This is a genomic window from Vibrio orientalis CIP 102891 = ATCC 33934, assembly GCF_000176235.1.
Classification (GTDB): Bacteria; Pseudomonadota; Gammaproteobacteria; order Enterobacterales; family Vibrionaceae; genus Vibrio; species Vibrio orientalis.
The window spans coordinates 1,699,908-1,713,059 of the sequence record NZ_ACZV01000005.1 but is presented as its reverse complement, the minus strand read 5'-3'; the positions used below and the strand labels follow the sequence as shown (position 1 = coordinate 1,713,059).

The following is a 13,152-nucleotide window of genomic DNA, read 5'->3' as shown; positions in this document are numbered from 1 at the left end:
TGCTATTCCTCCTCGTAAGTGACGGGTGATTGAGTGAGAAAGTGTTGATAGATTTGCTCTAGTGTCGCGGGGGTGACCTGCAGGTCTTGTAGTGTGTCGTAACCGACTAGCTCTTTGACCACATCCAGTTTTTGTGATTCTGGGATATGTAAACTGTCAGGTGACGTCATAAAGCCTTGTAGCTTGCTGTTCGCGGCAAGGGCTCCGTTTAAACCATGGGTCTTTATCACGACAGGGAGTTTTGCCTGCTGTCTTAATGCCTCAAGAGTTCCGGCAGCAATGGTGGTTCCTTTTGATAGAATCATTGCTCTATCGATGTGTTTTTCTACTCCTGGTAAAACGTGTGAGCACAGTAGGACACTTGCGCCTTTATTTTTGAGTTGATCAACGCTTGCGTAAAAATCTTGAGTAGCAATGGGATCCAGTCCAACGGTGGGTTCATCGAGCAACAATAGTTTGGGTTCACCGAGGAACGCTTGCGCTAAGCCTAGTCGTTGACGCATGCCCTTTGAGTAGTGCTTAACTTGACGATTTTTCGCATCATTTAATCCCACATCACTGAGCAGAGATTGTATCTGACCTTTAGGGGCGGATTTAAGACGAGAAAAATAAGTGAGTACCTCTAAGCCAGTCAGTTGATCGTAGAATGATACATTCTCTGGTAAGTAACCAATCGACTTACGGCTATGCCATGCTTGTTTTGAAAAGGGGTCGGTATTGAAAACGCGAGCGCTGCCACTTGTGATATCGATGATGCCAAGAATGACTTTCATCATAGTGGTTTTACCAGCACCGTTGTGACCAAATAGGCCTAGTGCTTCACCCGAATTTAAGGTTAGATTAACCTGATTTAATGCTAGTAACTGCTTATATTGCTTGGATACGTTGTCGAGTTTAACAATGGCTTGGCTCATGATTAGCTTTCCTCGCGATATGAGCAGGACGACTGTGTCGAGTTAAGTGATGAGTGACGATAACAAGTCGTTTGATTGTTACTATTTAACTGTTCTTGCGTCTCTTTATGTGGCGACATTAATGGATAGGAGTCCTTAACACCTGCTGGTTTTAACACAGGGAATTGTTTTTGAATCCAACGTAGCATTAGAACGGCTGGGCTATCGAGTAAGACTTTTGACTCAGGGTATTGCCACACTAGCTTGTCGATGCCGTCATTGGGCTCAAATGGAGTATCACCGACACTGTCATTGTCGAGATCCCAACCAAGATAATTACTCCAGTAATTTCCGATACCATGTTGGCTCCACTCTTGCTCTCTGGTTGATACGTATTTGACCTGGGTTGGGTTATTAATAAAGTTGTTGCCAAAAATCTTACCGTTTTCAGACCCGGCAGTGAGATGAATGCCGATTTCAGCGGTATTGATGGTGTTGTAGCTCAGGGTGTTATAGCTTGAGTTGTAGACGAAAATACCTTTTCCTTCACGACCTATGACCTTGTTCTCTGGTTTGGTCCAAATATTTTTTAGTATGTTGTGGCTGATCTCTGAGTAGGTAATAAAGTTCATCAAGATGCCGTAGTCTTCACTATCTAAGCTTTGATTTCCCTTTATTATCAGTTGTTTGGAGCTCATCAAGGCATACCCTGCGCGCGTGTCATAGGCAAGGTTATCAATGACCTGATTATTATGAGAGTACATGTAGTGAACCCCATAACGCAGATCGTGCATGGTATTGCCTCTTAGTTCGCTTTCAGTGCTGGAGATAATGTATAAGCCATCTCGAGTTTGACTGACTTGGTTACCAATGACCTGAGCATGTTTGACACCTGACAGTTGAATACCGTTGCCGCGATCCGCCGAGCGCAGTTCAGTATTGCCTTGAATGGTATTGTTCTCGATTAAGATATGTTGTGCGCGCTGGGTCCAAATACCGAACCCATTACCACGTAAATCGTTGTTGCGGATGATTAGATGTGTAATCGCAGTATCGCTATAGATGCCAGCATTTTGCTCCGTTAAATCGTCACCCCAATTAAGGATGGTGAGACCATCTATAGTGATGTTGGAAGCGAGGAGAGTTAAGGCATTACCACTTCCTTGTGCATCGATCACTGTCTTTGGTGAACCATTTAGGGTGATGCCATGTTCTATGACGAAGCTGCCCACATAGTGCCCATCTAACAGTGTGACAACATCCCCTTCTTGACGTGTATCGAGCACACTTTGCAGATCGTCCTCAATCGTTACTCTAATGTCTGCACTAAGGGCAGGTAGAGCAAGCAGGTAAGTAATGAGCAGCCAAAACCAATGGATTACTTTCAAATAGAGTCCCCTTATTAACGTTCCCCTTGTGAACCTTGCCTCCACGGAGGTGGAGACAAGGCGTTGAGGTTACGCTTCTACCAGCATTCGTCCGCGCATTTCCATATGGAGCGCATGGCAGAACCAGTTACAGTAGTACCACTGAACCCCTGGTTTATCGGCGATGAAAGTTACCGACGCGGTTTGTTGAGGGCTGATTTCCATCTGTACGCCGTGGTTGGTCATACAGAAACCGTGGGTAACATCCTCAATGAGATCTAAGTTAGTCACGACAATGGTGACTTCATCACCAAGTTTCACTTTGAACTCGTTCATTCCAAAAGTCGGAGCAATGGAAGTCATGTAAACACGAACCTTGTTGCCATCACGAATGACTTTATTCTGCGTCATAACGTCGACACCATCTTTTTTGGCCATTTCAACTGTTTCGGCGAAGATCGGATCATTACGGTCCCAAATCTTGTTAGGTTTGACTTTGCTGCGGTGAATGATGGTGCCATCATGAGGTTCGGCAAAAGTAGGGCCATCATGAACCAGTTTCATTTCGTCACCTGAGATATCGATTAGCTGATCATTTTCAGCTTTCAATGGACCGACAGGTAAGAAACGGTCTTTGGAGAACTTACACAGAGATACCAACCATTTGCCATCGGCGTCACGGGTTTCGCCACTTGATGTACTGTTGTGGCCTGGTTGATAGTGCACATCGATTTTCTGGCGAATGTAATTCACTTTTTCGCCGTTATAAGCGCGAATCGCTTCTTCAATGTTCCACTTCGCTACTTGGCTATCGAGGAACAAGGTGGTGTAAGCAAAGCCATTCTGGTCGAAGGCGGTATGCAGTGGACCTAAGCCTAATTCTGGCTCACCCACGATGGTGTCACGAGGTTTAATTTTGTCTGCAAAGAGTTCGTCAAGCTTAGCGATAGAGATGATAGAAACGGTTGGAGAAAGCTTGCCGTTAGCCATGAAGTATTTGCCGTCAGGCGACGTGTTCATACCGTGTGGCGATTTTGGTACAGGGATATAGCGAGTAAGGTCTGAGCCTTTACGACCATCAAGTACTGGAACATCGTTACCATTGTAAGTTTTGAATTTTCCAGCTTTCAAGGCGGCTTCACAGCGAGCTAAATTGAACACGACGACATGATCACGTTCTGCGGTGATCATCTCTCCCAAGTTCATACCCATTTCAGAGTTATAACAGGTTGATGCGAAGTATTTTCCGTCGTAGTCCGCGTCGGTATTATCTAGATTACCATCGACCATGACTTGGAAAGCGACTTCCATTTTTTCGGCATCAATCACGTTAAACAGTGAGCGGTAGGTACTGACGTCTTCAAGGTTCGCTTTGCCATCGTTTGTCATTGGCACTTCAAATTCACTATTACAAATGACGTATTTGGTTTCTGGCACTTTTTGGACGCGTAAACCGTGAATTGCTTGAACATTAGGGATGGTAATCATCTTGTCGACTTTCATTACGTCACAGCGAATACGTGCAACACGAGAGTTGGCTTTGTCGTTGATGAATACATACTTACCATTGTAGCGACCGTCAGTCATACTCATGTGCGGGTGGTGAGAGTCGCCAGACAGGATATGGGCACTGTCTCCTTTAATGCGTTTACTTTCGTTGGTGATGCCCCAACCAGTAGCACTACACGTGTTGAATACAGGGATACGCATTAATTCACGCATGGATGGGATGCCTAAAATTCTGACTTCACCTGAGTGACCACCACTCCAAAAACCATAGTATTCGTCTTGTTCACCAGGGTGAACAAACGGGCTGTTCTTGATTTCTTCGGCCTGAGCTTTAGCCATTGATGCAAACATTGCAGCAGTCATTGGAGCTGCTGCTACTCCTAAGCCTAAGGCTGCACTCTTACCGAAAAACTTTCGTCGGTCTGAGTTGATTGGCAAGTTGTCGTCATCATATTTACTCTTATCATCGCTCATGGGTAAATCTCCGTTTTACGTTATTGGTAAACTGATAGTGAATAACGATGCTCAGCTACTCACCAATCACTGTTATTGCTTTTCTACAATTGGGTTACTGGGATCTCAGAATCCATTTGTTTACGTTTTTTTCGTGCCATTTTTTTCAATGGTGGGCACTTACCATCGTTGGAGTAGGTAATTTGGCAATCAAGGCAGTAATGGCATTCACGCATATTGATTACACCATCAGGTTGAATTGCTTGAATCTCACACTCTTTCGCGCAAATTTTGCACGGAGAGCCACATTCAGGGCGGCGTTTAAGCCAATCAAATAATCGAACGCTATTGGATACTGATAGTGCCGCGCCTAGTGGGCAGAGATAACGGCAGAAAGTTTTACGGTTAAATAGGTTTAGGCTGAGCAGAAACACAGCCCAGAGGACAAATGGCCACTCGCGGTCAAACTTGAGTAGGAAGGTGGTTTTAAACGGTTCTATTTCAGCGAACTGCTCAGCTAATGCGAGAGAGTCGAGAGAAATCGCGAACAAGCCAAGTAGGATTAAATATTTGATAGCCCAAAGTCTTTCGTGTACGGCCCAAGGCAGTTCAAACTGAGGAATTTTCGCGTAGCGTGCGACTTGGTTAATTAGCTCTTGAAGCGCACCGAATGGACATAGCCAGCCACAATAGACTGCTCGCCCCCAAAGTAGCATAGTGACGGCTGCTGCACACCAAAGAATAAATATAACAGGATCGAGTAAGAACAGATCCCACGAGAAGCCTTTGAACAGCGATTGTAAAAAGGTAAACACGTTAACGACAGAGAGTTGCCCTCCCCATGACCACCCAATAAAGACTACAGTAATGACCAAAAAACCATGACGTAATCGGTGCATGAAAGTAGGGTGCTTAACCAAAATATCTTGGAAGAAAAGAATTAGGATCAGCACACTAATGAGAGTGAGCAATAAGATGACTTGGACTTTACTCTCTTGCCAAACTTGCTCGGTAAGGCTGAGCTCTTTTGGTGGAATAATAGCTGGTGGAGTATCCACATAGTGTTCAAGCACATCGTAGCTACCTTTAAAGCTGGTGAATACACTATCGATAGGGCCAGTCTGACGACGTACTAACAGCTCTATTTGCCAACTGGCGCCGGGATCAAATTCATGGTGCGCTTGGACTTTAAACATTGACATTTCGTGGAATTTTGGAGAGCCCTCAGCGTATAAGTCGCCAATACGGGTATGATCTAAATCCCTGAATGAAACCTCGTTGTCATTTTGGTGAACTTGTAAGCGGTCGAAGATTCCGCCGCGAACATAACCTGAACCCTTGTAGGAGTAACCATTGCCAAATACCGCAATGAGATGCTCGCCCGGCTTTAGTTGTTTCAGTAACCATTGATATTCTGATTCACCAAACAAGTTGATGCCAATCGTTGGGATATCCGCTAAGGCATAGTAGATCTCGGAGAACATTTCTTGGCTTTGTGATGCGGCAACGGTATCGACGTTCTCAGCTGCCGTATCAGTAAACGCATCTTGTACAGCTTGATTGGTAAGATAGAGTTTGCGAATTGAACCGTCCCCAGTCAGTTCTAGCCAGTTTTTCTGCTCAAAAATGTCGGTTTTAATGGTCGAGATAGGTTGAATTATATCGTTTGAAGGCGTGATGATACCGAGGGATTCTGCCGCCTTGGTCGCTGCTTTGGTTATCGCGACATTCATCACCATAACGGTTACTGTGGCACCCGATAGACCATCAATTGGCACATAACCTTGATCGGGTTTTCCGCCGACTTTGATTCGGTCTTTAACCGAAAGGCCAACATATTGGTCGCTAAAGTCCCAAAGTTTGCTTTCAGGAATTCCGGCCAAAATGATAGGCTCATGATGTTCAAGTACTTTTGAAGCGAGATATTCTCCTTCAGGGTTGATGACGACCAGCATATTTACTGGTTCACCGGAATAAGCAGGTATTCGAGCGATGTCATCGGTTTCAAATGCATAGCCGAGGATGCCGTCGTCACCGCTTACAGTGCGTAGTAATGGTTCGCCTTGCTTCTCTGAAATAGAAGTATGGTTTGGGAACACCTCTTCAATGATAGGCAGAGGATCTTTAGGTGGGCTAACAAACAAAGCATGAGCAGAGAAAGATATAAATAGCAAGCAGTAGCAGCAGAGCTGGAAAGCTCTAAAGAGAGAGACTGTGTAACTCACACTAACTAATTTGGCAAAGTGTTCCATTTCAGGCTCCATGCGAAGCAGAACAAATAATGCGTATTAGGTTAATTGATGAGCTTTATGAGAAATTGATTTAAATCATTAATGATTAATTGATGATTAATTGATTGTATAAACTTTAGGTTCAATCACGTAAATGAATTGTATTTTTTTGTTTAATTAAATGTCATTATTTTCTTTGTGGGTATTAAAAAGCGAAGAGACACTCTTCGCTTTTTGCAGGTTTGAGTATGCGAACTGCTAGTTCTCTTCAAATCGCGCTTTTTCTTCTTTCTCAACTTTAGAAAGGCGCTTGAGCTTCATGCCTAACTCTTTGCCTCTTGCTCGGGCATAAAGAATATTGCCAAAGAAGGCGATTGTGGTAAGCACTATCTCGACCACCGCAAGCCAGCGCTCCCCATCATCAATCCACAGAATGGTGAAACCATGCAAGAAGTACAGCATGAGCACAAAGTTCGCCCATGCATGAGTGTATGGCTTGCCAACTAAAATACCGGGTAGTGGTAGAAGTAGAGGTACTGCCCATGCGATGGCTAGAGTTGTACTACTGATATGTGGATGTGGAGAAAGCGACAGTTGCCAAAGAGCTATCCAAGCAAGTAGTGCAAGGTTGCCAAACAAGGCTAACAGGCGGTATAGCTTTGTGGTGGGTTGCATCTCATGCATATCTATCGTTCCTTCATTTTTAATGCAGCGTTCGCTAAGCGTTTACCAAGTTGCTGAGCAAGTACCATTTCGTCGTCACTCAGCTTGCTACCTAACGAGCTTACTGTACTTGCACCGTAAGGTGTTCCGCCGCTTTGTGTCGAGTGAAGCTTTGGTTCCGAATAGGGAATACCAAGGATCATCATGCCGTGATGCAGGAGAGGTTGCATCATGGTGTGTAAGGTTGTTTCTTGCCCACCGTGTAAACTGGATGAGGAGGTAAACACACACGCCGGCTTATCGATTAAATCACCAGATAGCCACAGCGGCGTTGTTTTGTCCCAAAAGTGTTTTAGTGGCGCAGCCATATTGCCGAACCAAGTCGGGCTACCTAGCGCTAACCCATCACAATGTTTGAGCTCTTCAAGACTAATGATCGGATCTTGAGCGGTGAACTCTCCCTCTAGCTCGTCTACGGTCCGCAGTAGCGCCTCACATTGAGGGATGGATTCCACCCCTCGTGCGATCTGTCTTGCTACAGATCGTGTAGAGCCATGACGGCTGTAATAGAGAATGACAACTTGGCACATCATAGAATGTCGAGAACTTGCTCCGGCGGGCGGCCGTGTTTTGCTTTACCGTTAGCAATCACGATAGGTCGTTCAATCAGTTTTGGATTTTCGCTCATCGCTTTAAACAGTGTTTCATCATCAGCCGTTTTTAGCTCAAGTTCTTTGTAGATATCTTCTTTAGTACGCATCATATCGCGCACTTCCGTGATCTCTAGCTGAGTCATTAGTGTTTTTAGCTCATCAATACTTGGCGTCGCTTCTAGGTATTTAATGATCTCTGGCTGAATGCCTTTCTCTTCAAGCAGTGCAAGTGTTTGACGGCTTTTTGAACAGCGAGGGTTGTGATAAATCACGACTGACATGACAGTTTCTCCATTTATTATTGTAAGGCTAAGAAGCGATCGCGTTGAACCATAAGTTGGTCAATGCGGGCATCGTATCTTGCTTGTTTTAAGCTTCCCAGCTCAACCAATTGGCTTGCTTGGGTATAGTATTGAATCGCTTTGTTCCAGTTCGCTTTTAATGCGAGGATTTCGGCGCGAGCAGCCAGATCTTCATCGCTTTTTCCTAAGTGGATGCTTGCCTCTGAAAGCAAGTGCCAGCCGTTCACATCTTTCGGGTTGTCGTGTGTGTATCGCTGGAGCACTTTGACAGCTTCTTCATTTTTCTCTTGTTTGAGCAATGCATTGGCGTAGTTAATCGTGATGACTGCATTGTTGGGTGCTGACTTCAATGCTTGTTTGAGCAGGCTTTCTGCTTTATCCGCTTGTTTTTGTGCGATATACAAATCGGACATTGCGTCTAAATAAAACAGGTTGTGAGGGTCTTGCTTGATAAGGTCATTTAAGATTAAGGCAGCCTGATCAAGTTGGTTGTCATCTAGATGAACCAGTGCTTTACCATATTCGAAGGCAACTTTTAGATTTGGCGCGACTTTCTTTTGCGTTCGTTTGAACCAATCTTGCGCGGCTTTACTTTCAATGCCGGCATAGCGAGCGACAATACGTGCACGTGCTAAGTGATAGTTCAGTGAAGGATCGACTCTTCTCGCGGGGTAATTTTGCGCACGAGCGCGACTATCGGTAATACGGTCTTCGGGTAATGGGTGAGTCAGCAGCATCGGCGGCGGTTTACTTGCGTAACGATATTCATCAGCAAGTCGACCAAAGAATCGAGGCATGGCATTGACATCAAATCCCGCTTTCGCAAGGGTATTAATACCAAAACGGTCGGCTTCTTTTTCATTGCTACGGGTATAGTTTATTTGCCCTTGCATATTGCCCGCTGTCGCTGCGGTGACCGCTGCCATGCCTGCTTCTGGTGAGGCAATCGCGAGCAATAGAGCTCCAGCAAGAGCTGCCATAGTTGCAGGGGAGCGCCTTGCTTGCTCCTCCATGCTTCGCGCTAGGTGTCTTTGGGTTACGTGAGCGATTTCGTGCGCGACGACTGACGCCAGTTCACTTTCACTTTGCGCGTGAAGAAACAAGCCAGAATGCAAGGCAACATAGCCGCCAAAGAAGGCAAATGCGTTGATGTTTCTATCGCGGATCATAAAGAAGGTAAACGGAGTTTTAACATCCGATGCATTGGCAACTAATCGATGCCCTAAGCTGTCAATATACTCATTCAGTACCGGATCGTTCACGATAGGCTGACTCGCACGAATCATGCGCATATACGCATCACCATATTGAATTTCTTGGTCAATGGTCAGTGTGCTACTTGCTGTCGTACCGATATCTGGCAAATCTAAACTGTTTGCGAGTGATGGGGCAGGTGTGCTTAAAGCCGCTGCGACACATAGGCAGACTAATGAACGCGTACGTTTAAACATATATGAAAGATGATACTCCATTAATTCTTCACCTAGGGTTAGATCTATACTAACAAGGTAGGTATACGCTTGGACAGCGTAGAGTCAAGATGGTTTCCAATCCCAGCTTCGAATTCAGTTGTAAGGTCAGAGTAGTGACTTTACACAGACTATTTACACTGACGCATGCAAAAAAACACTATACAATATCTAGCCGTAATAATATGCATCGGGCGAAAGAATGGAACCTAATATTTTGGATTTACGCCAAGAGCGGTGTCCTATGGCGCTTTTACTTGCTAAGCGTCACACAAAAGGATTAGCCGTCGGTGTGCAAACGCAAATCTTAGTGTCCGATTCTAACTCAATGAAAGATATTACCCGATTTCTTCATAACCACTTGTTTAGCCTGACTTGTGAAGAGATGAATGGCTATTACCGTATGCAAGTGATTAAGGAACCTAGTTGAATGTTTGAAATGGTGAGTCGTTGGTATAAACGACGTTTTTCTGATCCGCACGCAGTGAGCCTAGTGGCAATTCTGCTGTTTGGTTTCATTACGATTTATTTCTTTGGCAATTTGATTGCACCGTTATTGGTTGCCATTGTACTGGCCTATTTGCTTGAGTGGCCGGTTGTTCAGCTTTCTCGTGTGGGAATCCCACGAACGCTCGCCGTGATTTTGGTCATCCTCGGTTTTATTAGTTTGATGATAGTGGCCATTTTTGGATTAGTACCGACCATTTGGCAGCAAGTTGGTAACCTTATCAACGATATCCCGACTATGTATGTTGGTCTGCAAGGCTTTATCTCAGAGCTACCTCATCGTTACCCTGAGCTTGAAAACTTCCAAATCGTCGAGTCGTTGGTAACCAATGCGAAAAACCAAGTGATTGGTATGGGTGAGACGGTTGTGAAAGGCTCGCTGGCATCCTTAGTTAGCCTCGCAACACTGGGTGTTTATTTGATCTTGGTTCCATTACTGGTTTTCTTCTTATTGAAAGACAAAGAAGAGATGATTGAAATGGCGAGTGGCATGCTACCTCGTAACCGCCGACTGGCAAATAAAGTGTGGCACGAGATGAACGAGCAAATCTCTAACTATATTCGCGGTAAGGTCATGGAGATCTTAATCGTCGGCAGTGTGAGCTACATTACCTTTGCGATTCTTGACTTGCGCTATGCGGTATTGCTTGCGGTTGCGGTCGGCTTCTCTGTGCTCATCCCCTACATTGGTGCAGCAGCAGTCACGGTGCCTGTAGCTATTGTTGGCCTGTTCCAATGGGGGCTAACACCTCAATTTTATTGGTTACTGATTGCTTACGGTATTATCCAAGCGCTTGATGGTAATGTATTAGTGCCAGTGCTGTTTTCTGAAGCGGTTAACCTTCATCCAGTAGCAATCATTGTTGCGGTATTGGTGTTTGGTGGGCTATGGGGATTCTGGGGCGTATTCTTCGCTATCCCATTGGCAACCTTAGTGAAAGCTGTTTGGAATGCATTGCCTAGTCATGAAGAAGAATTAAGCACTTAACCCCCTTAAATAAGTGCAAACGATTACATAAAAAGCCCCAAGGCGCATGCTTTGGGGCTTTTTATTTGTGCACCAGTTGGCATTTTTCACCCCTTTAGAATTTACTTATCGCTAAATTTGTAAGAAATTTCTTAAGTAAACGTTACGTCAGACGATAACTATACTAATAACAATAATAACAAGCTTGCCGAACAATAAAGGAATACTATGAAATTCAGTCAAAAAATCGTTGCAGCTTCTTCAGCATTACTTTTGGTTACCGTGACGTTGTTGTCGATTCAGCAGCTAAGTACCGTTAAACAGGAAGTCGAAGCGCTGGTGGACACCAGTCTTACCGAGATGGTGAAAGGGGTTAAAAACACCGTCGTTTCCGAGATGGAGAGTAAGAAATCTCTGGCTCAATCAACCACTGAGGTGATTGAAATTGATCCGCAAAATCGACAGTTAGTAAAAGAGATATTAGAGAAACCTGAGCTTAAAGGCAGTTTCTTAGCTGTCGGTTTTGGTTACGAGGCAGATGGTTTCGTTGTCGAAAATGACGATGGTTGGGAAGCCGGCCCCGACTATGATCCGCGTGTTCGCCCATGGTTTAAAGATGCCAAAGCGCAAGGTCGTTTGGTTGTCACAGACCCATACGTCGATGTCTCGTCAAAGAAAGTGATCATTTCAATTGGTACACCAGTTAAAGAAAACGGTCGCTTTATGGCGGGTATGTTTTACGACATGGAGTTAGGCGGTTTAGCTGATTTGGTCAACAGTGTGAACCTATTAGATGCGGGCTACCTATTTATTGTTACGGCTGACGGTACCACTATCGCTCACCCTGATGCGGCAAACAATGGCGAAAACCTGACAAGTTACTTACCGAGTGCCAAGGTACAAGAAAGCAGCCAACACTTTGAGCAAGACGGTAAGAACCTAATGGTGCGCTTTACTAAAGTGCCATCAGAGAACTGGTATGTCGGTGCTGTTGTTGATGAAGATATCGCATTTGCGACCATTGCAGATATGCGCAATAGCTCGATTATTTATGTTCTGATTGGTGTTGTACTCAGTGTTGTCGTTCTAAGTTTCCTAATCAAAGCTCTGATGCGCCCACTTGCGACGTTGAATGAAGCGATTAAAGATGTGGCTTCGGGTCAAGGTGATTTGACGAAACGCTTAGATACCAATACTGATAAAGAGTTTGCTGAGCTTGCAGAAGGCTTTAATACCTTTACTCAAACATTGCAGACACAAATCCAACAATCGAAAGCGATTGGCGTTGAGATCTTGCGTGGCACTGAAATGACAGTTCAAGGTGCGCAGCATTCAGCGAGCGCGATGCGCAGTCAGCTTGAAGAGCTCGAGCAACTTGCAACGGCGATGAACGAGATGGCAGTGACGGCAACGGAAGTTGCTAACAATGCTCAAGGTGCTGCGGGCGCTGCAAAAGAAGCGGATGATGCGACGCAAGATGGTTCATCGGTTGTTAGTGACACTACGGCTTCGATTGATATGCTTTCTGCGCGAATTGATCAGGCGGTAGAAGAAGTTCAAGGTCTAGAGTCGGCTACGGCGAATATCGAAACTATTTTAAAGGTTATCAATGATATTGCTGACCAAACTAACTTGCTTGCGCTTAATGCGGCGATTGAGGCAGCACGTGCTGGTGAGTCAGGCAGAGGCTTTGCGGTAGTCGCCGATGAAGTAAGAACACTGGCTCAGCGTACACAAGAGTCGACTACCGAGATTCGTAACATGATTGAGCAGTTGCAAGCAGGAGCAAGCTCAGTGTCTGCAGCAATGAATGAGAGTAAGAACACAGCGGTGGATGCTGTTGATAAAGCACAAGCGGCAGATGGTGCACTCCAGCGTATTCGTGAAGCGATTCAGCGAATCAGTGATATGAACATGCAGATCGCTTCTGCGGCAGAAGAGCAAAGCTTGGTAGCTGAAGAGATCAATAGCAATACAGTGAAGATTAAAGATCTGTCGACACAAGTTGCGGACTCGGCGGAAGAAGCCAATATGGCGATGCAAGTTCAGACCGAGAACGTACGTGAGCAAGATGCAATCTTGAATAAGTTCATCGTGTAGTTTATTGGATACGGCAAATAAAAACGCCAGCGATATCG

11 protein-coding genes are annotated in these 13,152 nt (G+C 45.0%); 3 read left to right on the top strand and 8 right to left on the bottom strand.

Features of this window, described 5'->3' with window-relative positions; all coding sequences use genetic code 11:
• Nucleotides 1–2 precede the first annotated feature (2 nt).
• The 8 genes from VIA_RS18425 to bepA form a co-directional block, all read right to left on the bottom strand.
• A complete protein-coding gene (locus VIA_RS18425; protein ID WP_004414981.1) occupies nucleotides 3–914 on the bottom strand; it encodes an ABC transporter ATP-binding protein in 912 nt (303 codons plus the stop codon).
• A 2-nt stretch (nucleotides 915–916) separates the two neighbouring features.
• Entirely contained in the window at nucleotides 917–2,281 is a 1,365-nt protein-coding gene (locus tag VIA_RS18420) for a nitrous oxide reductase family maturation protein NosD (protein ID WP_004418325.1), read from the bottom strand.
• A 69-nt stretch (nucleotides 2,282–2,350) separates the two neighbouring features.
• Complete coding sequence (nosZ, locus tag VIA_RS18415; RefSeq protein WP_004414975.1) at nucleotides 2,351–4,243, bottom strand: TAT-dependent nitrous-oxide reductase; 1,893 nt, start codon at nucleotides 4,241–4,243, stop codon at nucleotides 2,351–2,353.
• Between the two features lie 83 nt (nucleotides 4,244–4,326).
• Nucleotides 4,327–6,474, bottom strand: a complete 2,148-nt coding sequence (nosR, locus tag VIA_RS18410) for a transcriptional regulator NosR (RefSeq protein WP_004418323.1) — start codon at nucleotides 6,472–6,474, stop codon at nucleotides 4,327–4,329.
• Between the two features lie 237 nt (nucleotides 6,475–6,711).
• Nucleotides 6,712–7,137 (bottom strand): DUF2069 domain-containing protein, encoded by a 426-nt coding sequence (locus VIA_RS18405; protein WP_004414970.1) that lies wholly within the window; start codon nucleotides 7,135–7,137, stop codon nucleotides 6,712–6,714.
• 2 nt (nucleotides 7,138–7,139) lie between these two features.
• Nucleotides 7,140–7,709 (bottom strand): NAD(P)H:quinone oxidoreductase, encoded by a 570-nt coding sequence (gene wrbA / locus VIA_RS18400; RefSeq protein WP_004418322.1) that lies wholly within the window; start codon nucleotides 7,707–7,709, stop codon nucleotides 7,140–7,142.
• A complete protein-coding gene (gene arsC, locus VIA_RS18395; protein WP_004414967.1) occupies nucleotides 7,706–8,050 on the bottom strand; it encodes an arsenate reductase (glutaredoxin) in 345 nt (114 codons plus the stop codon). Before arsC ends, wrbA begins: the two co-directional genes overlap by 4 nt.
• A 17-nt stretch (nucleotides 8,051–8,067) precedes the next feature.
• Nucleotides 8,068–9,522 (bottom strand): beta-barrel assembly-enhancing protease, encoded by a 1,455-nt coding sequence (gene bepA / locus VIA_RS18390; RefSeq protein WP_004418319.1) that lies wholly within the window; start codon nucleotides 9,520–9,522, stop codon nucleotides 8,068–8,070.
• A 220-nt stretch (nucleotides 9,523–9,742) separates the two neighbouring features.
• On the opposite strand from bepA, the gene VIA_RS18385 reads away from it, so the two are divergent.
• From VIA_RS18385 to VIA_RS18375, 3 genes are all read left to right on the top strand, one after another.
• Nucleotides 9,743–9,970: a sulfurtransferase TusA family protein gene (locus VIA_RS18385; RefSeq protein WP_038211489.1), complete on the top strand. Its 228-nt coding sequence runs from the start codon at nucleotides 9,743–9,745 to the stop codon at nucleotides 9,968–9,970.
• Nucleotides 9,971–11,035, top strand: coding sequence for an AI-2E family transporter (locus tag VIA_RS18380; protein WP_004414962.1), 1,065 nt, complete (start codon nucleotides 9,971–9,973; stop codon nucleotides 11,033–11,035).
• A 207-nt stretch (nucleotides 11,036–11,242) separates the two neighbouring features.
• Nucleotides 11,243–13,114, top strand: coding sequence for a methyl-accepting chemotaxis protein (locus VIA_RS18375; RefSeq protein WP_004414960.1), 1,872 nt, complete (start codon nucleotides 11,243–11,245; stop codon nucleotides 13,112–13,114).
• The last annotated feature ends 38 nt before the right edge of the window (nucleotides 13,115–13,152 follow it).